Raw genomic sequence first — 23,830 nt, 5'->3', positions numbered from 1 at the left:
CTGGACTGCTCATTCACAAATCTCAGGATGTTGCGGGAAGGGGGCGCGCGTCAGCGCTCGGCGAGGCCTTCAGCGGCCTCTTCGACTTGGGCGGTGAGCCCGTGCTTGAGGGCGTCGATGGGGGTCATGCCGTCGAGTGACGTTTGCGGCGTTGTGAAGAACTGATATCTGCCCCATACATCGAGTCCGACGAGCTTTCGCATGACCCGCTCGACCCTTGCCGGATTGAGTTTCTTGTCGAGAAAGAAGGTGGGGTAGAACCGCGTTCCATCGACCTCGACGTAGAAAACGCGTCCCCTCGAAATCGCTTCGAGAAGTTCTATGGGCCCTCCGAGGAACGAGGACATCGCATTGCTGGCAACAAGGTGACCGTCGGCGACGAGTTGCCGCTTTCGAAGAAGCGCCGTTTGCTCATGCTCTTCGGTATCAATCCCTTCGTCGGTGTGCCCGCGGACGGTCGCTTTCAGTTGTGCGGCTGCGGAAATTGCGGCTTCGTACTCTTCTGTGACCTCCACGAATTCCGGCTCACCGCGCTCACGGCACCAGTGCCGCCAAGCGCGTCGGGCGGGGACTGAGACGAGTCCGATGTCGGTCAGTTCATACGACTGACCATCGCTGTCGTCGACGAGACGGTCTTCTGGGGAGAACGACTTTAGAGGCGCCGAGATGATGGCCTCGCGGGTATTCCGATTTACGCCCATGAGGTATCGCTCGTCGGCTGGTAGTTGCAGCACCGCCCACTCGACGACACGAATCATTCGATTCTCCAAGAGGCCGGCTGCAACAGTGTGAATCACCGCACGCAGCAGGTGACGTCGGGGTCCTGCGGGTATGTCACGGTCAGCCCTTCCTTTCCGGGGAGTCCACCCCTGGTACCGGGTCGACGAAGGGGAAGTCCAGCTGGGTTGGGTAGTACAACAGAAGTTGCTTCGCGCGCTGCGCGAAGGCGCGGCCGCGGGGGTCGTGCAACTCGCTCGCTGCGAGCTGCGCAAGAAGTTCTCGTGTGTCTAGTACAGCTTGAACCCGCGTACGGCGAAACTCCTGCTGGTCGCGAATAGCCTCGCATTGCTCGATGAAGAGATGAATAAATGTGCGAGGACGGACGGTCTTCGGCCAGGAAGTATGGTTCAAGGGTCTGCTCTCCGATTCGAGTTGCACCTGAGGAATGACGACCAACTCTTGCGCTGCGAGATTGACGCGCGACGTTGGCCTACCAGCCCTCGAGTGCTGGGCTGGCAGGGGACTACGGACGCCTGACGGGCAGCGATGAGGGCTGGCCCTCGACTATGGCGCTTCGTGATATGAAGCCGCAATTCCGGCGATGGGGTGTGGGACTTGTGGTTCGTAAGGGGCAGGCAGCGATATGAGTCAGCGCCCCGATTCGGCGCAACCGAGACTCGACGGCGTGTGCCGCGCGGTGGGCACCTGACCGCGAGGTCCGCCCGCTCATCGTTGCCAACTTGCTCATCTTGGTTGTGCCGCATACCTCGACAGCAGCGTGTCAAGCGTCCGCTTCGGAGCGCGGCGGATGTCCGGTACGTGCCCCTAACCGGTCATCGGGCTCGCTCCGAAGCGGCCGTTCGTCGCGTGCCCAAAGCGGTCAGACGCTTCGATAGCCAACCCATCGGAAGCCCGCTTGCCCGCGCAACTTCGTCAACTCAAAAATGGCATCGGGTGCGTGGCCGAACTGCCAACCACTGATGGAACCAAGAGCGACTTCGAGCACGTTCTATTTGGAGTCGGGCTTAGCTTGAGCGCGGTCGCGCTCGTTGTCAGCGTTCTTGACGAAGGTTTCCAGCAATCGGTTTGAGGCGTGAACGGCATCCGTCAGATGGCCGTTGTCGGCAATCTGCAGGAAGTATTGGATATTGAGACCCTTCATCAGGACATCGCCTCTGCAGAAGGACACGTCGCAGCGAACGGCGAGTTCGTAGGAAGCGCTGGGTGGTGCTTGGTACGTGATGTCATTGGGGTTGTGCGGCGAAGGAGATTTAGGCCAAGTCTTAACCAAGTCGGGATGTTCCTTACGGAATTTTTCCATCTCGGCAGTTGCTCGCGCGCGACTCTGCGCTTCCTCGGGAGTTCGAGGTGGGGCGAGCAAATACGCCCGCTCCGGATGGTCTTTGAGAATTTGCTCAATAGACTCGGAGGCATCCAGCAACTCGGGATACTTTTTCGATGGCCGGAGCAATATCGGGTCACCCCAAGCAGCAAGGCCAAAGCCGTCGTGTCTGTTGCTCATCTCCGAAGGAGTGGGCCGGCGCGACAGGGCCATCCCATGTGTGGTGTCAGGCAGCGGAATCGAGGGGTCGGTGCGGTCGGCCGTGAGCACCAGCACCTTGAAGCTCCTTGGGCTGGGCGGCGGACGTTGGTCCCAAAGCCACGTGGGGGTTAACTCAGGGTACCAGAAGCCAAAGCCGAAGCGGTGCTTGCCATCCACATGGTGGATAACGTGCGATGGCACGTTGGCCGGAATGCGCAGAAGCAGCCCTTCGAGGTCCACCAAGTCCGAGTTCTCGGGAGTGGTTGGCGTGTCCAGGGGAAGCGGCGGTGTCGGCGGTACTGCCTGCGCTGCGGAGGCTGGGTTGGGCGATGCGCTGGGCCCAGCAACTTGCGAGATGGCGCAGCGCAACACTGACATGGATGCGATGCCGGTCACAAGGCATAGCGCCAGCACCCGCCATTCGAATTTGGGTCGAGTTTTTGGGGTCATGGTCGAATACGTCTGTCGAGGCCCGTCCTTAGGCACTCGTCCAGCATGTCGTCTCTCGGCCGATTGTTCCTACGGACTGGTTTGTGTGCACCCGCTTCAGGCAATGCACTCCCGACTCGCAATCAAACCGTTGTGCGCGCGCCGCGAGCGTCCGGTTTTCTTTGATTTCTGAGGCGGGGTCGACCGCCCGCTTGTGGCTACGCAACCAGACGGACGGGCTGTGAGGGGCCGCCGGTGGGCGGCGCATGGAGCCATACTGTCGGCCTCAAATGAAATACATCGCAAAACTACGGTCCTTTGCCGTGGAACTCATCTTGGGATGTGCAGTCGTGGCCGCTGTTCCTGCAGGGGTGCTCCTCCTTGCCTTTATTCTCGCTGGCATCCTCGGTCTCGTTGATGCACTCGGACCGCCCCCTTAGCCCGTATTTGAAGGCCCCGGCTCCGCCGAAACATTTGATGACGCGGCCCAGAGGACCGCTCTTGGCCCGGAAGCCAAATGTTGGGGAAGCGCTTTATTTGACCTCTGAATCAAATTTAATTTTTCCTTTTGGATAGTATAGAAGTCGCTCCACAACAGAAATAATCACAAATTCCTGATGAGCCTCGTCAAATAGAACCCGCACCGAATTGCGAGTTGCCTGCACATCTATTAAAGAGCTACCATAGCGAACCTGTCGTATGTAGCTTCTATTTTCAAATTTTTCTCCTTGCACTTCAGGAGATGCTGGCATTGGATAAAAATCTGCCGCAATGTCGGAGTTTTTCCTAGGTGTCCAGGTGGCGCCATCTGGTGACTCGAGGAAATCGGACTGTAGTTCGTTCATTGCCGAAAAAGAGCCAAAAGTTCCGCTCCTCAACTTTCCTCCTCGCTCAGGGTATGGCGCCACTCCATCTTGCAAATTTGGAATGACGCCATTGTTCCACGGCACGAAAATATACTCCCGGAATGGGCCGTTACGCGACGCCGCCTCCAATGAAATCTTGGCCAAAGTTATCGAGTAAAAACTAATTCTGTCTTGTTCGCCCGGTGTGTTGGGCTTCGGGATTTCCTCTCCGATTGAACTCAACCTGATATTTGATTCGTCGAAATAAATTGGAAGCCCGCGATATTTGTCTCCGTTCTGATTGGCAAACAAAAGGTGGACCGGGTTTTTCTTGTCCGTAATAAACAGCTCGCTACCCACGGCTCTTAGGGGATTCGGCTTGTCGTTTGCCCAAAATTCAGGTATCGCCTGAACTCGAGGTCCGAGCATTGCGACAAAATTACTCCCGTCTGGGAAACTACCTTGAGCGGTGAACCGTTTGTCGCAAGACCATCTTGGACCTCGACCTGAAGGAGCTTGCGGGTCCCAGAAATTGCAATGGATTGGAGTGTCGGCAACCACCGTTCGCCCATCATATTTCAAGCTCACCCTGTATTCGTAATCTCTGCTTGGCGCGGGAAAGATGGGCGCCCCGCCGCAACCGGAGAAAATCAACATTGCGGCGCAGCCTGCACCGAAACTGCGTATTTTTCTTTTCATTTTTGGTTTATGTGGCCCACCCGCGCCGAGAGCAAAGAGAAATAAGGCTATGCCGCTGCGGTTTCTGTTACTGAGACCTACCTTCAGCGAACTATGCAGCAATAGCTGCAATATAACTGCAAGCCGATGCATTGATACCGGGGCAAGCAACCGACTTCCATCAATCTAGCCGGACGTGACGAGTGTGCGCATCTGGGTCATGTCCGTCGGTCAGTTCTTGGCAAATTGGAAGGCAGGCATGAAGGTCCGATGCTGGCCCGATTCTGACCTAGGGGAAGCGCTCGCTGGCTCAAGTATCAAGCGATACCTCGTCCCACCTCTGTGTGCTCAGCGACCATTCAAGCGCCCTGCGTCGCTCTTCGAGTCCTTCAAAGCGCACCGACGAACCGGTCTCTCGGACGCCCCAGTGAACGCAATAGAACACGTCCAGCATCGCAAGGGCGTCCGCTTCCGTCACGCAACGAACTTTCGAGCGAAACCGCTCGCTCGACTCATTTGATTTCAGGTCTGGCAGCAGCTTGACGAGGTCACCGGGTATCGGCGAAATCGGTGACAGCAGCGGCTCCAAACCCAATAACCAAGCGAACGCGCACAACGAATGGACGGAACCTCGAAAGGTGGACGCAGCCAGCGCCGGTCCAGCGAGAAGCTTCCGCTCCGCTGAGGTCAGGCCGAACCAGAGTCCCTCGCGCTCGACCCACCTGCGGCCAGTCTGCGACGGAAGGCCGAACGAGACGGCTGCTACGACATTGAGACACAGCGCTCGTTCGAGGAGGGCGGTAGGTGGCCGAAGGCGCCCTCCGACTGGTGGTAAGTGCCTTCCCACGGGGAGGCCCAACGACGCGGCGAGCGCAAGCGCCTTCTGCCTGGATGCTTCCATAGTCAAGGCGTCACTCGAACCTGGAACGGCGAGCCGTCAGGAATCTGAGCAACCTGCCGAGCGAAGTCGGCTAGGAAGTCGAGCGCCTCCTCACATGGGACTGCTTTGATTGAGACTCCATTTTTCGACTCGCGAGTACTAAACGGCGGGTAGACATGGAGGACCTGTCCCGGCGCCAGTCGGTCGCCGCCCCTGAGGAACTGCAACAAAGGTTGCATCTGAAGAAATCCCACAGGGTCAGTGCCCGCTTGGGCGAGGAACTCCAACGGCCCAAGATTGAGCGACTCCAACTCTCCGGTCTCAGCCCAGAGCTTCCACACCACTCCGTCCCTCAGCAAGAATTGGTCGGTGAGGCAATCTTGCGCAAAAGGGATGTCCGTCGCCGACAACCCGGGATAGCGAAGATGTAGAGCCTTCGGACCGAACATGACCGCCGATAGGCTATGCCAGGTCGGGCTCTCGCAGACCCCTCGAACGTGCAGGCCACCATCAAACTGAACGAACCCATTCACCTGCTCAAGCAGGCGCGCCAGCACCCTAGGCAGGCCACTCAGCACGGGGTCGGCCGGGTCAAGGTCGGGGCCGACGTAAGAAATGTGGTCCAGTTCCACCTTCGAGCTCTCCTTGCTCATGCGCAATGAGCGACTGGTTTCAGGCGAATTCTGCCTCGGCGGCGAACGACCGGTACTGGCCCGACTGTAGCCGGACGATGCACTCGACGGACGGATTGGCGCAGCTACCGTCAAGGGCTGCCTCTGTACAGGACACGGAACCGCTCGCACGCAACAGGCATGACCAGACTTGGTTCTCGGCCCACGCGCACGCACTCGCGGCCGAAGTAGGCCCAGTGAACGCGCCGCCAGTACCCCAGCGACCCGTCGCCTTCCCCTCGCTGGCCGCGAACGCGGCGTCGACCTGTTCGAATGGTAAGACCTCGACCTCCAGGGTCTCGATGACGCACGCGGGTCTTCCATCCCAGTAGGTGACGACGCTGAGAGCACCCGGCTCTGGTGGCGAGCGTCCCTCGTTCTCGAAGGACCAGACCAGGCTGGCCGTTGCCCGCTTTACGCCCGCGAGTACGAGGCTCGCAAGTGCATTGGCATCGAATTCGTTGTCCGCGAAGTGGAACGCTTCGTAGAACTTGGCGGAGCAAGCTCCTCCGCCCTCGGCGCGGATGGCTTCCCAGAACGTCGCGATGCTTGAGGGAACGTTCATAGCTGGCGAGCAATTGGAGGCCCGAAGACAATGACTGGTTGTGGCCCGACAGCATCATGTCGGGGCGGGGGCACAGCTCGCTCAATTGATGCTGATATTGTTCACGTGCGTGCCGACGGGCAAGTCGCGCGTCTTGTCGAGCAGCTGCGCCGAAGTCTCCCAGTACACCTCGAGCTTCGCGAGTTCAAGGTTGTCCGTTGTGTCGGCGCCGCCAAGGAAGAGAGGTCTTTTGTACCCGACACATTGACCGACACGAGGCGCAGCACCGCCCGTTGCACGCCATTTCTTGTAGAAGCCCTCGGCCAGTGCTTCTTCCATGTACTGGACGAGCTCGGCGTCGTGGAACGCGACGAGGCCACAGGGCACTTCCAGTGCTTGCCCGGTTCCCGGCTCCAGCATCACGACTGCGGTCATGCCGTCCACGTGACGCGCCGAGTCCAAAGCAAACAACCGGCCTAGCCAATCCACCCCAAATGGAGTGACTCGTCCTACGAAGCGAGGAAATGCGTTGGTCGCCCGCTCTGCCCAACGCGCTACCGCGCCGGCCGAGATGACCCGATAGATGCCTTGGTTGAAGGACTGCCCCCCGAACTGCTCCAACAATTGGTCAACCTCCGGGTCGCCCGACTTGGGGGTAGCTTGCGCGACGGCGAGGTCCTCACGCTCGTCTGGCTGGAACACGTTCCTGAAGGTCTCGAACACTTGGAAGTCCTTGAGCTTGGTTTGGTGGTGCGAGCAGTGTCTGCTTCAGGCCAGATTCTGGCTCGTTGCCGAATGACCGTTCCTGGCCCGACTGTAGCCGGGCGAGGCCGTCAATACATCACTACAGGGGAGCCATCGCCAGGGCGGGCTTGGCGCGGAATTTTCCTGTCCGCTACAGTCCATCTCGCACGTACTACAGGAGCGAGGATGAGCGAAGAGACGTTGACCGTGAGGCAGATGGTGCTGGCTGTGCTTAGGCAAAACGGCGAGCAGATGTCGTACGCGACCTCAGTACGGCGGTATGGGCAATGTTTCCCGCGCACCACGCGCACATCATGGGCCTGTACGACCAAGACGAGGCGAAGGCCCGTCGAGAGTACCGCATTCGCCTTGGCCTCCTTGTCAAGCAAAGTCCGTCGATGTTCACTGCGACCATGAGCGATGGCATCGTGCTCGTTGGGCTTGCGGCTACAGAAACAGAGACTGCGGTCGAAGAGGATGAAGAGGAGATAGCCGAATCCACGGGCGTACAGCCGGCTGTGTACTGGTACACCTTCCCGGCATACAAACGACCAGACGGCCCGTTCCCAATCAAAATTGGCCGTGGGAACAGTCCGGAAATTCGTATTGCCCAGCAGGTCACATCAATGCCGGAGCAGCCAGAGGTTCTTGGGACATATGAGCACGCAGATGTAAACAATCTGGAGCGTGCACTTCATGCCGTACTTACGCTGCGAGGTAAACGCAAGCACGATGCGCCTGGTACAGAATGGTTCATGACCACTCCGCAGGAAGTCAGTCAACTCATCAAAGTCGTGCTTGGCTAGGACATCCCCTATTGGCCGCGAAACGTCACAGCAACCCCGGGCGCGTTCCCGCGTCAAGACGGCTTTTGCTTCCGGGTCCCGGAGCAACAAGTGCCGCCTCCTAGAATTTCCCGAACAAGCCAGGAGCGAGGAATGGTCAAAGGAGCCCGTGCGTTGGTCGTGGGTCTAGCCGGTGCTGCCGTCATGTGCGGCTTCGGCTACTTCCGGAATTGGCAACACGAGCGCCAGCTGATGCAGGCCATTGAGCGCTGTGAGGCCGAAGAGGTCGTCGAGCGAAAACAGACTGGCTTGGACCTCCGCCTGTTCTGCAACGTCTTCGAGATAGACGAGCTCAAAGGCAAGGGCACTCAGCTGGTCGGCACACAGAAGGAGATTGCGGACCTCCTTGATGAAAGCCGGCAAAGGGCACCGTACCTCTGGTATGCCCTCGGCGCGCTGGTCTTGGTTGTCTTCGCAATTCCGTACCTCTGGTACTTCTTGCTCCGTCGGCTCCGAGAGGTGCGCGACGCGCTGACTGGCAAGGAGGCGTGATGGCGACGACGACAGTTGGCTCCGTCGATGCGCTGAGTCGGTGGGAAGACCGAAGAGCAGTACCTGAGCGCTGGCGGCGTGACGCACTCACCGAGTTTCTCGGCCTCACCGAAGAGCAGGTGTTGGCCTCAGTCGCGGGCCTCCCTGAATGGGTCGACGTCTTGATTCGCATTGACCACGCGCTTGTTGGTCGCTCGGAAGTCCTCTTCCACGAGGTAGATGCGGCAAGACGGCCTTCGGTGCAACTCTTCATGCGGGCCTTCGGCACATTTCGTGCGGCCTGCCGCCTTGCACTGAGTGGTCAGCTCTTTGAGAGCACAGTTCTGCTTCGCAGCATCATTGAGTCCGCGGTGTACGCGTGGAAGTGCGCGAGGTCGGATGAACACCGGGTCGCATGGCTAGGTCGGGCAGACGACGAGGCAGGGCGCAAAGCATCGAGAAAGCTGTTTGCATGGTCGCCGCTTATTCAGGAGGTCATCACCGAGTACCCTCGCTTTGGCCCGGCATTGAGCGAGGCGTACGAAAAGTCAATAGACCTGGGCGCACACCCCAACGTAGAAGGAATTCAGCTCAACTCGTCCGTCACCCCCAAGGGCGACGACAAGTTCGAAATCCAGGCCATCTTCATGCATGGCCCCGACGCGGTCGTCCTGGCAGTCTTGGAACTCGCAAAGGTCATGAACTTGGTGTACGAGCTGATGTGCACGGTCGTCGGCGAGCGCATGCGAATCCTGGGCATTGACACCCAGATACAGGAAGAGGCAAAGGCCTTCATTGAGCAGTTGCACCGCTTGGAGAGAGACCTCTCGCAGGCTCGGGAGAAACGTTGATGACTGAGGTCGCGACCCAACCTACGCCAGCGCCGTACTCCGTCTCTACCATCGTCCCGGCGACGCAGGCCATCACCATCCAGCTTCCGCCGAAATCGCAGGACGACAGGTACCTCGGCCTTGAGCCCGCGATGTGGGGTCCAGTTCTGACCGGCATCGCCCTCATCGTGACAACGGCCTACCAAGTCTGGAACACGAACAGGCAGCTCAAGGAAGCACGTGATGCCGCCGCAAGGCAGGTCGAGAGCGACCGCGAACAAGCGCGGCTCGACCGCACACTTGAGTCACGCAAGACGCTGTTTGACGTGTTCATCGACGACTTCAAGAAGACCGCCAGTCTCATCGGTGGTCTCGCAGGCCAGGAAATGACCAGGGCCGGCCCGGAAATTGAGGAGCTCGCCGCCATGAACGCCACGGTGAACAAAATCTGGCTGTGGGCCGAGGTCGAAACCGTCGCCGAGGTGCGAGCTTTGCAAGCCGACATCAACGAGCTGTTCTTCGACGCGATGGTGCAGTGCCAGCCTGTCTGGCTCGCGAGAAAGAGGCTGGCTCGTATCGACGCCGAGATTCAGCGGTTGGAGATGGAGCGGGAATCGCACCTTGTCGCGGCACGCCTATTCGTGCCCCATCCCGACCCCATTCAAGAGCAGCGACAGCGCTTGGTGCAGGACTTCTTGGCGAACGCAACGGCAGGCATCAATCAAGGCCGGGTTGAGAGAAACGACCAGATTGCAGAAGAGGCAAGGCTGCGAAGCGAATACCTGACATTCGTCGGCGCACGAACGTCCAAGCTGATGGAGCGTCTTGCCAAGGTCATGGCCCTCGCTCGCAAAGAATTGGACGTGCATGGCGACACGTCGGTACTTGAAGCCCAAACCGCTGAGTTCAAAGCGCGCGTCAGCTCAGCCATCACAAAGGTGCAGCGGGACTTGCAGAAAGAGGCCGCGAAGGTGCAGCGACCATATCCTGACCCGGAGAAAAGCCCTTGAGGTGCAAACAACAGCGCCCATAGTTGCCTGGAGGCGCGAAGGGTACCCGGTCTAGAGAGAATTTGGAGGCGTTGGCGAATGACGGGTTCTGGCCCGCGTACAGCCTGCCGCATCCGGCGGCGCCGACAGGTCAACTGCCGCGGCCCGTTCAGACGGGGGTGACAGCCAAGACGTCCGCTGGCGGGACAGGTTGGCGGATATTCGTCTCTGCCTCCCACACGTGCGCATCAGGCCGGATGGTGCGATGGTATGCGCTCAGAAGCGGGAGCGCCAAGCGCAGCGGGGCCGTCGTCCCAGGCTGCAGGCGCACTTCAACGATGACCGGAGTCCCAATCTTCCCCAGTTTCGGAGCAATGGTTGGATGGTCCTTCAGCGGCATGAACACTGCCTCCCCACCGAAGAGGTCGAAAAAGACTCGCGTCCCGTATGACCGCGCCGTGCACTCAGTCAGGCAAAACCAGAGCATCCCATTTCGCGCTCGCTCTTGACCGGTACCGACGAAGTGTCTGGTCCACGCGCGGCGTATGTCCTCCTTCTCGCTGTCGGTGAAAAGGTGGCCCCACTGCGCGAGAAACTCCGCCTGATGGCCTGCGATATCCGTCAAACGGAGACCTTGGGTGCTGAAGTACCCTGGCATCGGCTCCCGCGTGCAGTGGTACCCACGGACGGATTGAGTCCGCAGGTAGTCTTCCAAGTCGTCCTGCAGCCGCCCCGCACGAGGGTCTCGCGTGAGCGAGTCTATGTACTTGTGTTGCCTAAAGAGAGGCTCTAAAGGCGTGAGGCGCGCGAGGAACGCGGCCGGTATGGCCCCAACATCGTCTAGCCGAGCCGGCTCCATCTCACGTTCCGGGTTGTCGGAGCTTCTTTTTTCAGAGCACATGCATGTATTGCTTAGCCATTGGGAGTCGATGCTGAATGTCTGGTCCTGGCGCGCGGTGCGGTCAGCCCTTCGCGGCCGCGGCTTCAACCCCAACGACGGTAGGCGCTGCTGGTCGATGGTCACGAGTGCGCCCTTCAGGACAAGCGGCATCCTGGCCCCCTCTAGGTCGACGGTCTTCACCGTAACGCTACTGGGGCAGCGCTAGCTGCGGCTGAAACTCATCACAGCTGCCAACGCCGCGAGACATGACGCCGACGCCGCCAGAAGGTTCGCGTTCACCGACAATGTATTGAAGATTGCTGCTACGGGTAAATCGGCGACGGTCGTCGCGCTCTTTTGTCCAGCGGCAGAGGAGAACCAACCCACCGCGGCACCCAGCGATAACGCCGCTGACACCGCAGCCCAGATGTTCCCGCCTCGTGTCTCCAATCGACCCAATCGCCGCTCCAGGTCGGTGAGCATCTTCTTGGTGTCGTCCTCGCTCGCATTTTCTAACTTCATTCTCGATTTCCTTGATGTTCTCGATGAAACGTAGCCGAGACCGCTTCTCCTAGGCTCGCCTACTGAATTGAGATGGAGTCCAGGTTAAAGAACTCAAGGGTCGAGTCGATTGCAGAGAACAACTGGTGAGCCTGGTGACTTCTCATTCTGAAAGAAGCGGCCTCGGTACGAACGCCCACCCCGGGCGGCCATCAAGAATGGTCGTAGCTGAATTGTGGTCGCCCAGCTGGTTGGCATGCGCCTCACAACGGGCAACACCTGAACTCGGAGAAGCCGTTGTGCACGCGCCGCAAAGATTGGCAATGGGCAGGTTGAGCCCGGGCGCCGAGTGACTGGTTCTGGCCGCGAACCGCGTCATTCATTCTGCCGGGAATAGCTACCCTCAGTCAGCAATGTGTCCGCGCCTTCAATTGCGACGCTGCGTTCCTGTGCGATAAGTCTGTACTCCTTCTCGTACGACCATGCATCGCCCTTAGCGAGCAGCACCTGCAGGGCCCCTCTTCAGAATCGTCGTAGACCCTCATCAGCGGGAATGCTGCCAGATAGTCACACCGCAATGCGCCCGAAAACACGTTGTTATCAAGGTCGAACTCCAGGCAAATGCCCCGATGGCTGTCAGCGTCGTGCGCCCACATCAGCAGGTTGCCCACATCTGGTCGGCGCCCGGGACCAGCTTGATGAAGTCAAAGACCTTGGCGTAAGCCTTAAGCTCGCGAGCGACCCTCTTGCCGTCGGAAGCGTGGTCCGCGAGCTTGACTGCGGCGGCAATCTTCGACAAAAAGTGCCGCAGCAACGCGTCCCTGTCGCCGACGAGCCATGGGTTGAAATGGACGATGACCGGAGTCGACTCTTGGCTTTGGAGCAGCGCCTGCATCATTGCCAGGGTCGAAGTCTTGCCACTGCCCCATGCGCCTTCAACCGAGAGCACGAAACCTGCTGCGGAGGCGACCCGTCCCAAGGCGTTGATTGCCGCCTGAGCGAAGCCGTGGCGGCCAAGCTTGTCATCGTCCAGCGCAGTCGTCGAAGACAGCGGCCGGTCGAATCCGAGTTCCACCTTTTGGTCTTGCTTTGTCAATGTGTTTTACCTCCAAGGGAACGTCCAGGTGGACTGGGCATCCCGGCCAGCGCCTCCATCCAAGCCATGAATGCGTGGGAAGGAATTCGTGACCGCTTGGGTCGTCAGCGTAGTCACTTGATTCCCTCCTTCGAATCTTCCTCGTTGTCTGCTGCAAGCAGCAGCGTGTTCAGCAAGTTCAGCTCGTTTGACGCCATGAAGTACCGGTCGTCGAAGACGGTGTCCAGCTTCAGCGGGTTGGGGTTCCCGACGGACGCCGCCCAAGGGCACTCGGCGTAGCGCGAAATCGGGGGCATCACCGCGCTCGTTGCGGACAGGCTTAAGGCGAGCGCGACCCGCCAGGAATCCGGGTCTTCGACTTCGAAAGGTTTGCCATCCAAACGTCGGTCACGAGCCATGAACTGGATGTACCCAGAAGGCACGGCAACCCAGGTGTTCGGCGACTTCAGGCTTTTGAGCGTGTTGAACTCATTCGCTGCATCCTTCTTCTCGCGCTGCAGGATGCGCAGCAAGTTGGCTGCCGGCTGTCGCAGGGCTTGCGGCAAGGTGCGGTCTTCGTCGATGGTGAGCAGCTGCGCGATTACGCGCTTGCCGGTCAGGGTGACCTCTGTCGTGTGCCCCTCGAAGCTGAAGACCTCCATTTTGTCGAAGTCGCCCCAGTTTTCCAGGAAAGCCGGGCCGGCGACGAAAACGTGCTCAGGGATGGATGTGCCTTGGGCGGCGTAGACAAGCAGCGGGCGCAGCGGTCCGGAAGCCGGTCGCACAGCTCCTTGGCGTCGCCGTATCGAACCATGGTTCGTCGGTCATCCGCCTTCGCCATCACGGCCTGCAGCTTCGTTTGCGAGAAGAGCTCGATGATGTTGGCCTGCGCATTCTTGATAAGGCCAACCTTCTCCTGGTCCTTGATGCGTCGCCAAGCTACGTCGGCCTCTTTGACGAACTGCGTCACGTTTTGGGACATCAGGCTGACGAGTTCCTCCAGCCCGACGCCGCCGACTGGGACGAGGGCCAATGACTGGCGCAGGCCAGCGTCGCCGGTGATGCGCGTGACGATGGTTGACCGCAGCATGACGAGCAGCGTGAGTAGGTCAACCGACTGCCGCAGCCACTGCCGCGGGTCAGGCTCCCCATCACTCTCCACCAAGTAGTCGTCGACCAGCATCACCAGCCGGCGCGGGACCTTGTCGCCGGAAACCCAGTTGCCGTCTTCGTCCTGGTAGTTGCCACGACCCCGGTAAATCAGCTGCGCAATTTCCATGAGCGCTGCCTCGATGGCAAAGCGGGGCACCGCCGCAATGATGCAGTCGGTCTTCGGGAAGGAAACCCCCGAGCCCCGGAAGAGGTCATTAAGAAGACCTTCATCGTGTCGCGTGTGCTGGGCTCGACCAGCTTTTTGCGGCGATGACCAGGAACAGAGGAGTCCAGAACAGCGACGCCGAGCGGGCCGACTTCTTCCTCCGCAGCGAGGTGGGCCGCGAGGTCGCTCAGGAAGTTCTTGTCTTGAGCGAAGTAGATGACCTGCGCAGAACCCGTTCGCAAGGCGTGAAGAATTTCTTCCTTGGCACCGTCGAGCACCGCGTCACCAACGGCGCGGCGCACGGCTTGGCGCGCGGTCTCCATCTCGCCGGTGCTGCGCACTTCCGGTCCGACCGACGTAAGCCGCACCTTGTACTCCACGGTTAGCCGGCTGGCCGGGAAGCTGTTGGTCATCACATGCAGCGTGGTTTTCGGGCCGCCGCCGCCCAAGGGCATCTGCGACACGGTTAAGTCGAACTCCCGCTGGCCGTGTGACTTGGACACCAAGACCTTGTCGGGGGTGCGTTGCCCAGCTGCCAGATAGCGGGAGAGGACCACCTCGTTCGCCAGCGACGCGTCGGAGATGACGAGAGTCACGGTGAACAGGCTGGGCTCTTCCTCGAAGCAGCCGATGAACTCGTTGTGCAGCCAGGTCGCCACCGCATGGACGAACGGCGAACCTGCGCCGTCGCCGGCCAGCTCGTCCACCATGACGACGACGTTCGGGATGCGCTGGGCAAACACGCGGCGCTCGCGCACGCCGGCCGGGTCGCCCGCCTTGCTCTTGAACAGGCTCGAGAGCGCATCCATGGTGGTCTTGCCACCGGCTTTCTCTCGAAAGCCTTGGAGAGCCGCCGTCATGACGACCCGGTTCACGTCGGGGTTCAGCGCCAGCAGGTCACGGGTCGTGGTGGACATGCTGGAAAGCACACCGGCCATCGAGCGTTCGTCGACGATGTCCTCGTTTTCCGAGATGGTCGTTTTGCCAATGCGGGAGCCGGCGTGCGCCGCCTCGATTTCCTGCTCGTCATCCGGGCTGATGACCAGAATCGCGCCGTTCGGCTTCACCAAGTCTGCTACGCCGTCGACCACGACCGCTCCGTCCACCTGCTTGCGAGTGGCTCGCCCAGCGCTCACCTCGTTCATGTGCCACCGGGGCGCTGACGAGATGAGAGCGGCGTTTGTGGTAATGGTCAGGATTCCGGAGGGTTCGCCACCCTTGCGGGCGAGACTCTGGGTCACGTCGCGATTGATGACCACCCGCGGGCTCACGTATAGGAAAAGGTAGCCCTCAGGTTTCTTCTCCAGGTGCTCGCGAACGGCGGTCGTCTTCCCGATGCCGGGGTTTCCTTCGAGGGCGATGACGTTCACCTTCCCGGGCACGGACCGCCCCATTGCTGCGACGATGGCCGCCGCATGGATGTCGCGCAGCGACACCTTGCCGTCTTTGGCACGGGCCTTCAGCAGCGGCTCCAAAGCCGCTGCCGCTGCCTGCCCGAAAAACGCGTCAAGGCTCGTTGTCTTCGGCACCAGGGCGAGCGCGGCCTCGAGGCCGTAAAGGTCCGCTGGGTTGGCGAACTTACCCATGTCTTCTTTGAACTCGAAGATGTAGTCCTCTCCGGGTTCCGGCAGATGGGACAGCTCCTTGAGGCCGTCCTTCAGGTTCTTGGGCAGGCGCCGCAGCATGTTCTGGAAGACGCTCTTGACCTGCAGCAGCAGGCCTTCCTCATCCCCGTCGGCCAGCTTTCGAGCCTGCCTGTACGCCTTGCCCATCTGCTCCATCAGCTGCCTGCGCGGGTCTGCGACGTCGCCTTCAAGGAACTTGGCCGCGATACTTTCGAGGCCATTCGGCGTGATGGCGAGCGCGCGGACCTTGCACGGCTTGGTCAGGACGCCATCTCGACGCAGCCACTCGGCGGTGTTTGCTGAGTAGGAGCATCCTTGGCAGAGCTTGTAGAAGGGCTTGTTGCCGCTGGTTAGGGCGCTGAGGTGATGCTTGATGTCCTCGGAGAGTTCGAACGACTCACCCTCGACTTCCGCAGTGACGCGTGCGAACACGCTACGGCTGTCGATGAGGCGGCGGTGCCGCGTCAGCTCCTCGAGGTGCGCCTCCTGGTCGCTGAAGTCGGCGACGGTGCGCGGCATGTCGAACGAGTACTCCTGCACCAACAGGTAGTCCTCCCGGAAATCGCCCGAGAGCCAGAGGATGAAGTCCGCATTTGCCGGCTGGCCCTTGCCAGACAGCTGCGGGTCAAGCGCTCCATTCAGCCCGAACTCCTGGTGGAAGGCGACGCGGTCACGGCGCATGCGCTCCTCCGGCTCCTCCTTGTCGCCCGGAAGCAGCAGCGGGCACCAGAGCGCACGCAGCTTGAGCTTCATCTTGGCAGCCTTGGGCAGGTTGCGCAGGTACTCACGCATGGCGGTATATCCCACGCCGTAGGCGGTGAGCGCCATATGCTCCACGGCGGCCTTCACTCGGTCCCGCATGGTCTCATCAATGATTTCGAGACCGCGGTTCAGCGCCTTCGAGACATCGAGCAGTTGGTTCTGCTTCCACGCCACGAGCTGCGGGTGCTCCGGGTCCAGCAGCTTGGATTCGACCAGGTGGGCGAGCACGCCCCTCTTGACCAGCACTTCGTAGGCCTGGCCCCAGAGCTCGGCCTGTTTCTGGAAAGGTAGCTCACTCATCGCCGACCTTCTCCTTGTGAAGGACGCGCGTAACGTGCGCCAGCACCGCCGGCAGGGACAGCAGGATGGTCCGCCCACCGCGGCGAGAGACCACTTCGAGCTCGCCAGCTGCGGCGGCATTCGTTGGGGTGGCCCAGTCGAAAGGGTCCAGCACCGGAAGAAGCCGAGTTTTGTCCGACGGCTTCTCGCTCTCCATGAAATGGATGGCGCGCAACGCGCTGACCAGGGAGCGGCGCTTCTGTTCAGCTTCGCCCGTGCCGAGAATGTTCGCGCGTGTGGTCTCCCGCAGGTTGAAGTCACTGAGCCGGTGCTCCGCGTCGAAGAAGTACGTGCAGAAGCCGGACTGCGGGCGCCCCGCGTCGCCGACGACGTGAAGGGTGGCGAATGTGTACACAGGCAGCAGGCTGCGGAGCACGTCGGTCGCTCCGTCCTGATACATCTTCTGGTGCGCGTCGTACCGCACCACCTCAAATGCGCTCTCCTGGCTGTCCCGCTTGCGCAGGCGCGTAGCAGGGAAGACATCTCGGCGCAGCGGGTAGAGGAACACGTCAGGGAATCGGTTGGCCGCCTCGTCCAGGAACTGAAGGGTGGCGTGGGGCGAATGCCGCTCCGCCGCGCGCCCGATGTGACGGTTCCCAAAGTGGTGCGACAGCATCAGGATGTGCTGATAGCCCGCTTTACGCAGCCGCGCGATTTCTTCGAGGATGAGGTGCGGAATGCCGAAATCTTTGCGGCTCTCGACGAGGCGCGAAAGCATCTGGTCAAGCTTCACCGTGGTCTGGCCACCGGCGCTGTCAGCAACGTAGGTGCGACTGGTGAAGAGATAGCCGTCGGCTTCAGGGTAGACAGGATGAATGTCGCACGGGCGGGTGACGTAGCTGACCACCGCAACCTTGTCGAGCGAGCCCTCCTGCGCGAAGGTGACAGGCTGACCACCCAGCAGAGCGGCGAGCGCACCACGGTTCTTCCAATAAATGCTGTTCTTCGCGTCGTTTTCGGTAGTCAGACCTTGGAGCTTCACCGGGAGCTCGCGGCAAAGAGCTTTCTCAAGTGCCTGGCTGATTGCGTAGATGGCAGTGTTTCCGTCCTGCGCGTCCGACTCTCGGTCCTTGAGTTTGCCAGTCTGCTGGAGACGAACGAGTGTCATCGTGAGGCCCGGCCGGGCAGCTTTCGCGCGCAAGACCAACTCGAACAACACCACGTACACGAGCACGCCCATGGCGGCGACCATGGCGGTGCGCAGCTGCTCGGCACGCGCCTTCTCGTCGTCCTTCTTTTTTGTGAGGGTCAGAGGCCGCAAGGCGTACTCAACGTCGATTCCGTGGCCGGTCGCCAGGACCTGCGGGTTGGGGACGGCCGGCACCCCGGCCTCTTCGCGCCACGCGTAAGGGACCAAGCGCACCGGAAGCACCGGGCTGTCCAGGCACTTGCTCATAGCCATTTCGCGGGCGTCGCCAGCGACGGTTAACGAGCGCTCCTGAAGGTTGGTCTCAACCCATACTGAGGCCACGCTGGACGGCCACGGGTCTTCGCTCACTCGGATGCGGCTGAACCAAGCAATGGTGTCCGGTCCGCTGTCGGACTTGACCAGCACCTCTTCCTTGTCGGAGGTCAGCCCGCGAACCACTTCCCATTCGAAGATGTCCTTCTGGACCGAGATGAGCAGCTTGTCCGCTGTGCGGTTGGCAGTGGTGACAAACGAGGTGGACTTTGTCTTGAGCAGACGCACCATCTCGTCCGCGATGTCCTCCATGACTCCAGCACGCGAGGCCAAGCTTTGATGAATGCGCTTCAGCTCGTTGACCGGGTCGATTTTCAGGGCCAGCGCTATGGCCGCTGCGCGCGAACTCACATCGCTGGAGGGCGCCTCGTTGATGGACGGCGGCAGGACCAGGTCGAGAAAGACCAGTTCCGCAATCTGGCGCTTCAGGTTGTCGCCAGGCCCGGGAGCGGAGAGCAGCCGGTCTTCGAGGCGGTTTAGCCTCGACTCGAACGCAGTGCGGCCTGTCTCTGGCTTGATGCCATTGACCCGAAACCGGTAGGAGACTTCGCGAACCGTGGGCTGGTTCTGCTCGGGGTCGATGCGCCGCTCGAAAAGCTGAACGGAGCCCTCACACCACACCGGAAGGCAGCCGTAGAACATCGCCTTGCGCAGCTGCTCGGTGAGGTCGGTGTTGTTCATCACGCCGTAGACCGAGCTCACATCCAGCGGCAGTGGCTCGCCATCGCGACCGGCGAACGCCTCGAAGGCCTCGCGCACCCTGTGCACGTAGCTCTTGAAGCCCGCCTTCGGGCTCTGAGCAGCCACCGCTTCCATGATTCGCATGCAGACCTGCATGCGAACGCGTGCCATGGCCTCGTCTTCGAGGAAGTCCAGGAACTGCCGAATCTGGGAGCCTAACCGCTCGCTCTGGCGGCGAATGGCGTCGGTGATTGCCTCAATGTCGTCCGCGTCCTCGTTTTCCGCCTGGAGCTTGTGCGCGACGCCCGTCAAAAGAAGCTGAAGCCAGTCGCGGCCGTCCACGGTTTCGATGGCGGACAGCACGCGGCCGATGTCGTGCTCACGCTCGGCCGACGGCCGGGCCGCTTCAGCAAACTCCACCGGAACCATCAATGCCTTCTTCGCGACCTGCGGCGTGGGCGCATCGACGGTTTCAGCCATCGCCTTGATGGCTTCACCAAACTCGCTTTCGCTAAGTGCTGCGAAGTCGAAGTCGGCGAGGGCGCCGTCAAGTTGTTCGACCACTGCGTCACGAACGGCGTTGAGCGCTTTAGCGTTTGCGGACTGAGTGCCATGAAGAAGACGGCCACCCATCTTGGCCGTCGTGCCATAGGGTGGCGGGTCCGCATCGCGCAAGAATCCCGTTTCCTCACCTGGCGCGAACGCTGATTGGAAATCGGGATGGGCGAGGAGCCGGGAGAGCGCGCCCCGCGTGTTCACGCGGACACGTGCACCCTGGCGCGAAAACAGCCGCAGGCCGTCCGCGCCGGCGCTCTCGACTGGAGCGATGGACTTTGAGAGGAGTTCCGCCAGCTTCGCGAGGTTGACGGACGGAGCACGGTCGCGCGCAGAAATACGCGAACCGCCGCGGATGCGGGGTGTTGTCATGGTCAGCTCCTTTCATGGCAGGTGAGCCACTTCACCAAGCGAACGGACCAAAGTCCGCGAGGCGGATTCACGTTTGGGTGGCGTCAATGTAACCAGAAACGCTTAGAAACAACGTGGTCTCTTCAACTCTCATTCAGATATCCACAGGTGAACCCCAGCTTTGGTGCCAAAATTGGCCTACTGTTGCACATGGACCTGAATCGCGAACACGAGTATTTGCGCGCCTGCTCGGACGAGGAGGCCTGCCAGTACTTGGCGACCAAGGTGAGGCAGTGGCGGCGGCGAGAGAGCCTTTCGCAGGCCCAGCTGGCCACCAGGGCGGAAGTACCGTTGCGGACCTACAAGCGCTTCGAAACGCACGGTAAAGCGAACCTGGTCACATTCGTCCAAGTGCTCCGCGCACTCGGGCGCACCCAGTACTTGTTCATGCTGTTCCCTACGCCCATCGCGCACAAGCCGAGCGTGGACGAGCGCCTCAAGAAGCTGACACCGACCAAGTTCAAGTCCTAGCACACCGCTGGGAACTGCGGCTAGAGGGCCGCTGCGGGCCTCACTGCGGAGGCACAGCCGAACCGCTCGCGAATCGGTCGGCGAACTGAAAGGGGAAAAGATAAAAGCCCGGCGCTAGATAAGGCATCTGCTTCCTCAGTTTTCTGGTGACCTTCCGCCAACTGCAGCAGTCTGATACCCAACCTGACGCGCGCCTTCGAGCCCGTCACATTCCCAATGAAAGCAACTTCATGACAACTCTCAAAATTACCATCAACACCGAAGCTTTCAACAGCCTTGGCGGCCACGACGCCCCGCTTCTCGAGCACTGCGGCGACCAAGAATTTCGGGCCCTACTGCTTCTCGACGAGGACGGCGCGTGCGCCCTTGAGACCCGAGCTCCTTGGGAGAATGGACGCCCGACGGAGGAGTGGTACGGCTGCACCCGAACCTGGGCGCTGCCTGCGAACGTGCGCGGCGATGCGCTGCACAGCCTGCTCACAGACGAAGAGACCGTTGCGCTACTGCAGCGCGTGCACAACGGCCGCAGCATCGATTGGAATGGCAACAATCATGTAGGCTCACTGGACGACGACGCAGGCGACGCCAGTGACGAGTTGGAGCAGAAGTTCGAGGAACTTCGCGGCGATAGTGGTCGCTGCTGGTCAGTTTGGTCGGTCGGAGACTTTCTTGCCAACTGCCGTCTGGACGAGTGGTGGCCCGCAGGCAGGAGCCTCGTCCAAGTGGCCGAGGCCATCCCCAAGGAGGCACACGTTGAAGGCATCTTGTTCAGCGATGGGGACGAAATCGAGACTGTCCTTCGCGACCTCCTGCAGCGTGAGCTAGACGAGGACGAGGAGTTCGAACCCACCATGGAGCAACGGACCGCACTCAAAGGCTGAGCAATCGGTCGTAGGATTCAATTGCAGACCCTTCCTCGTCGTAGACAGTCAAATCCGGATGGGAGCCAGCCGTCGTCGGCTGGACTCCCCCACACCACCCGGCAAAGGGTCCGCACCGGTTGGTTCTGGAGCTTGAGGTCAATGAGTGAGAGATGGGGCAGCCCCAATGAGTCGAATTGTTCGACGGTCATCCAATGCTTCCGTCGCCTCGGAACGAAATGGAGCTTTCAGGCCCAACTGGCCGCCGCGCTACCTTGATATGACCATCTGCCGCGCAAGAAGCTCGATGCGCTTGGCGTCAATGCGCCTTTGGATGCGGTCAAAAACTTCGTCTAGCGGGCGCGATAGTCCAGTGCGTTGGTATTCCTGCCAAGCTGTCTCGCCGCGGCACTCGCTGGCGGTTGGCGGCCTCCGACGCGGTGTCGAGGTGCTTGACTGGTAGAGCGGTGTGCTTCACGGTATGACGGTAGCACGGACGTACAGCAGTCGCCCTCTTATAGACGAAAGAGAGCGGGGGCTTGGCAACCGATTTCGTCAACGAAATCTTGCTGCAGAAGGTGGCCGGGCGAATTTTGGACGCTCTGGATTTCGTTGACGAAAGTGAGGACTGCGGGCCGCGAGCGATATGGCCGAGCGCATCTATCTGACTGCTCCCATGCGGCCTGTCACTTGTAAGACTCAGGAAGAGGCGACCGGAAGCCTAAAGTGGCCGGGTCTGGGACAGCCAAGTTTCCAGAGCCGTGAGTGCCTCGGGCGCGGAGACACCGCGCTGCCCGTCACAGAGAATAAGTTCTGCGGGGGAGGGGACGGGGAATTCAGCAGCGTCGTCGTCCAGGATGCGGTAGGCCGAAGTTGGGTTTGCCTCCAGCCAGCTAAGGATGGCCGCATACCGGTCGCCGGGAGAAGTCACGTGAATGGTCCGGTTCCCCAGTTCGGCGAGCATGTCTGCCAGTTCGGGGAGCGGATAGACCTCCCGCCAAGTCGAGTGGACCACGATTTCGACGTCCCGATGCGCTTGGAGCACCTGTGCGAGGTAAGGCAGCCAACCGAATGGGCCGACCCGCATGTAAAGGTCGGAAGGACCTGGTGCTCCGGGAACTCGGGCGGGATGCATGACGCCATCGATGTCAATGAACAGTCGGCGGGGAGCGGTGACCGGCATATGAGGCGCTGAGCTACAGGGGACGCAACACTAGGAGGAGCTTCGGGCCAAGTCGGCAGAAGAGCTGACCCGGGACGGAGACCGGCTCGGCCTTCGATTTCGTCAACGAAATTTTCTTTGACGAGGAAGTTTCGTTGACGAAATCTCTGGGCATAGCATGGCCGAAACGTGCTTCGGGACAGCCGCTTCGTTGACGGACGCGATGCCTACCGGTTGGCGGGCATGCGCGTCGACAGTTTGGGAAGGAGGGTTGTGGTCGCTACACGGTTGGACAGCGCCGTGCTGTCGCAGAAACCCAAAGCAGATGAAGAACCCCAAGAATGAAGCTACTCGACGAGGGCCGCCCGCCAGATTTCCCGAAGACCCGCTGCTGCGGGCGCTGGTTGCCAAGGCGCAGGCACGAGGTGACACCCTGACAGAGCTTGCCCGGTGCCTAGGCGTTACTTATGAGCGTTTCGCGCAGTTGCGCAGAGGTAAAGGTCGACTGAAGACGGCGCGACGTGAGTTGCTTGCGAACGCAGCACGATATCTCAACGTCCCCGTAGCACTGGTGCTTGTGCTCGTGGGCATCATCACGCTCGATGACTTCTCATGGCCGGATGAGTCCGAATCCTTCGAGGCGCAGCTTGACAAGGAACTAGAGGCGCTGCGCCTTGACGCCTTCTACGGCGCCTTTATGCCAGCGTCGCTGCTGACGGCGCCCCCTGGGCTCAAGCAATATGTCCTTTTCATGTATCGAGAGATTCAAAGGGACGCGGAGGGGGACGAGCGAGGGCCGAAGTGGCTTAGGCTGCTGTATCAGGCCACTATCGCCAATCAGGAAGGGGCCCCGGATGAGGGCGCGTTCCGCGGCAGCTGAGCTGCTGGTTTGATTTCAAGACGGGCCCCCTTGGGGGCCTGTTCTTTTGCCACTAACCAATCGCACGTCCCGTGGCCAACTTCGGCAACCAGCTAAAGGAGCCGGTCTCAGGGGGCCGCCTTGAGCGTCCACGACGGCTGCTTACCGCGCAAATTCTCAATCTGAGCCCTCACGCGTCGGGCTTTACCAGCCACCTAGGGGACCCCCGCGACAAGTTCCGTATCGCGCAGCAATGTGGCAGGCAATGGGCGACCGAGCTATCGGCGTTGCGAAATGGATACCCTTGGCAAGAGGTACGTGGTCGGCTACTTGCTGTGCTACCCGGGTTACGGTACCCTAGGGCACCACCGGCACTTCGAAATGTGCTGCAGATTCAACGGCTTGGAAGTGGCCGGGGCTAGTCCCGTCCACTCCGCCATAGTTAAAGAGGGTTAGCAGTCACTGTGCTGCTAGCCCTTTTTGCTTTGTGCTCCCTTGGAGAATAGCGTGCCAAAGGGAGGCTGCTGGATCACGGAGCGTTTAACCTAACCGTGTGACAGAAGACGTGCCTCGATACCCTGGCGTACATCGCCGCCGTGACACCGGCGTATATCAATTCGCCTAGACCTCCATGGATTGCGCGGGGCGCTTCTGGAGCGGATCTCCGCGCATCGGGACGC

At 60.7% G+C, this 23,830-nt stretch carries 22 protein-coding genes; 7 read left to right on the top strand and 15 right to left on the bottom strand.

What is annotated here, in order from left to right; genetic code table 11:
- Positions 1-50 precede the first annotated feature (50 nt).
- From ACQ858_RS14890 to ACQ858_RS14855, 8 genes are all read right to left on the bottom strand, one after another.
- Positions 51-758 carry a hypothetical protein gene (locus ACQ858_RS14890; protein WP_431273469.1) on the bottom strand — a complete coding sequence of 236 codons (708 nt, stop codon included), beginning with the start codon at positions 756-758 and terminating at the stop codon, positions 51-53.
- An 82-nt stretch (positions 759-840) separates the two neighbouring features.
- A complete protein-coding gene (locus tag ACQ858_RS14885) occupies positions 841-1,131 on the bottom strand; it encodes a hypothetical protein (protein WP_431273468.1) in 291 nt (96 codons plus the stop codon).
- 598 nt (positions 1,132-1,729) lie between these two features.
- The gene (locus ACQ858_RS14880) at positions 1,730-2,713 is read right to left on the bottom strand and encodes a hypothetical protein (protein ID WP_431273467.1); all 984 of its coding nucleotides are present in this window, start codon (positions 2,711-2,713) and stop codon (positions 1,730-1,732) included.
- 512 nt (positions 2,714-3,225) lie between these two features.
- Entirely contained in the window at positions 3,226-4,386 is a 1,161-nt protein-coding gene (locus tag ACQ858_RS14875; RefSeq protein WP_431273466.1) for a hypothetical protein, read from the bottom strand.
- 139 nt (positions 4,387-4,525) lie between these two features.
- Positions 4,526-5,116: a DUF4272 domain-containing protein gene (locus tag ACQ858_RS14870; protein WP_431273465.1), complete on the bottom strand. Its 591-nt coding sequence runs from the start codon at positions 5,114-5,116 to the stop codon at positions 4,526-4,528.
- Between the two features lie 2 nt (positions 5,117-5,118).
- Positions 5,119-5,727: a hypothetical protein gene (locus ACQ858_RS14865; RefSeq protein ID WP_431273464.1), complete on the bottom strand. Its 609-nt coding sequence runs from the start codon at positions 5,725-5,727 to the stop codon at positions 5,119-5,121.
- A 40-nt stretch (positions 5,728-5,767) separates the two neighbouring features.
- A complete protein-coding gene (locus ACQ858_RS14860; protein ID WP_431273463.1) occupies positions 5,768-6,331 on the bottom strand; it encodes an ASCH domain-containing protein in 564 nt (187 codons plus the stop codon).
- 81 nt (positions 6,332-6,412) lie between these two features.
- Positions 6,413-7,033 carry a T6SS immunity protein Tdi1 domain-containing protein gene (locus ACQ858_RS14855; RefSeq protein ID WP_431273462.1) on the bottom strand — a complete coding sequence of 207 codons (621 nt, stop codon included), beginning with the start codon at positions 7,031-7,033 and terminating at the stop codon, positions 6,413-6,415.
- 335 nt (positions 7,034-7,368) lie between these two features.
- On the opposite strand from ACQ858_RS14855, the gene ACQ858_RS14850 reads away from it, so the two are divergent.
- The 4 genes from ACQ858_RS14850 (at position 7,369) to ACQ858_RS14835 (ending at position 10,210) form a co-directional block, all read left to right on the top strand.
- Entirely contained in the window at positions 7,369-7,860 is a 492-nt protein-coding gene (locus tag ACQ858_RS14850; protein ID WP_431273461.1) for a GIY-YIG nuclease family protein, read from the top strand.
- A 132-nt stretch (positions 7,861-7,992) separates the two neighbouring features.
- Positions 7,993-8,391: a hypothetical protein gene (locus tag ACQ858_RS14845; protein ID WP_431273460.1), complete on the top strand. Its 399-nt coding sequence runs from the start codon at positions 7,993-7,995 to the stop codon at positions 8,389-8,391.
- A complete protein-coding gene (locus ACQ858_RS14840; RefSeq protein ID WP_431273459.1) occupies positions 8,391-9,221 on the top strand; it encodes a hypothetical protein in 831 nt (276 codons plus the stop codon). Before ACQ858_RS14845 ends, ACQ858_RS14840 begins: the two co-directional genes overlap by 1 nt.
- A complete protein-coding gene (locus ACQ858_RS14835; RefSeq protein ID WP_431273458.1) occupies positions 9,221-10,210 on the top strand; it encodes a hypothetical protein in 990 nt (329 codons plus the stop codon). Before ACQ858_RS14840 ends, ACQ858_RS14835 begins: the two co-directional genes overlap by 1 nt.
- A gap of 1,081 nt (positions 10,211-11,291) precedes the next feature.
- Here ACQ858_RS14835 and ACQ858_RS14830 read toward each other — a convergent pair.
- The 6 genes from ACQ858_RS14830 to ACQ858_RS14805 all read right to left on the bottom strand — a co-directional run bounded on the left by ACQ858_RS14830 (position 11,292) and on the right by ACQ858_RS14805 (position 19,759).
- On the bottom strand, positions 11,292-11,591 hold the full coding sequence (locus ACQ858_RS14830) for a hypothetical protein (protein WP_431273457.1): 300 nt from the start codon (positions 11,589-11,591) through the stop codon (positions 11,292-11,294).
- Between the two features lie 634 nt (positions 11,592-12,225).
- Entirely contained in the window at positions 12,226-12,645 is a 420-nt protein-coding gene (locus ACQ858_RS14825; protein ID WP_431273456.1) for a KAP family P-loop NTPase fold protein, read from the bottom strand.
- A 134-nt stretch (positions 12,646-12,779) separates the two neighbouring features.
- Positions 12,780-13,307, bottom strand: a complete 528-nt coding sequence (locus ACQ858_RS14820) for a hypothetical protein (protein WP_431273455.1) — start codon at positions 13,305-13,307, stop codon at positions 12,780-12,782.
- Positions 13,262-13,924 (bottom strand): hypothetical protein, encoded by a 663-nt coding sequence (locus ACQ858_RS14815; RefSeq protein ID WP_431273454.1) that lies wholly within the window; start codon positions 13,922-13,924, stop codon positions 13,262-13,264. Before ACQ858_RS14815 ends, ACQ858_RS14820 begins: the two co-directional genes overlap by 46 nt.
- Positions 13,906-16,650 (bottom strand): hypothetical protein, encoded by a 2,745-nt coding sequence (locus ACQ858_RS14810; RefSeq protein ID WP_431273453.1) that lies wholly within the window; start codon positions 16,648-16,650, stop codon positions 13,906-13,908. The genes ACQ858_RS14815 and ACQ858_RS14810 overlap by 19 nt, the downstream gene beginning before the upstream one ends.
- On the bottom strand, positions 16,643-19,759 hold the full coding sequence (locus ACQ858_RS14805) for a hypothetical protein (RefSeq protein ID WP_431273452.1): 3,117 nt from the start codon (positions 19,757-19,759) through the stop codon (positions 16,643-16,645). The genes ACQ858_RS14810 and ACQ858_RS14805 overlap by 8 nt, the downstream gene beginning before the upstream one ends.
- 189 nt (positions 19,760-19,948) lie before the next feature.
- On the opposite strand from ACQ858_RS14805, the gene ACQ858_RS14800 reads away from it, so the two are divergent.
- Together ACQ858_RS14800 and ACQ858_RS14795 are read left to right on the top strand one after the other, a co-directional pair.
- A complete protein-coding gene (locus ACQ858_RS14800) occupies positions 19,949-20,269 on the top strand; it encodes a hypothetical protein (RefSeq protein WP_431273451.1) in 321 nt (106 codons plus the stop codon).
- Between the two features lie 230 nt (positions 20,270-20,499).
- Positions 20,500-21,150 carry a hypothetical protein gene (locus tag ACQ858_RS14795; RefSeq protein ID WP_431273450.1) on the top strand — a complete coding sequence of 217 codons (651 nt, stop codon included), beginning with the start codon at positions 20,500-20,502 and terminating at the stop codon, positions 21,148-21,150.
- Positions 21,151-21,850: 700 nt separating this feature from the next.
- Here ACQ858_RS14795 and ACQ858_RS14790 read toward each other — a convergent pair.
- Entirely contained in the window at positions 21,851-22,264 is a 414-nt protein-coding gene (locus ACQ858_RS14790; RefSeq protein ID WP_431276871.1) for an HAD domain-containing protein, read from the bottom strand.
- 352 nt (positions 22,265-22,616) lie between these two features.
- Here ACQ858_RS14790 and ACQ858_RS14785 point away from each other — a divergent pair, with 352 nt between their 5' ends.
- Positions 22,617-23,171, top strand: coding sequence for a hypothetical protein (locus ACQ858_RS14785; protein WP_431273449.1), 555 nt, complete (start codon positions 22,617-22,619; stop codon positions 23,169-23,171).
- Positions 23,172-23,830 lie beyond the last annotated feature (659 nt).

The organism is Variovorax ureilyticus (genome assembly GCF_050632185.1).
Classification (GTDB): domain Bacteria; phylum Pseudomonadota; class Gammaproteobacteria; order Burkholderiales; family Burkholderiaceae_C; genus Variovorax; species Variovorax ureilyticus_A.
Note: the sequence above shows the minus strand (reverse complement) of the source record. Positions and strands in the feature narration are given on the sequence as shown.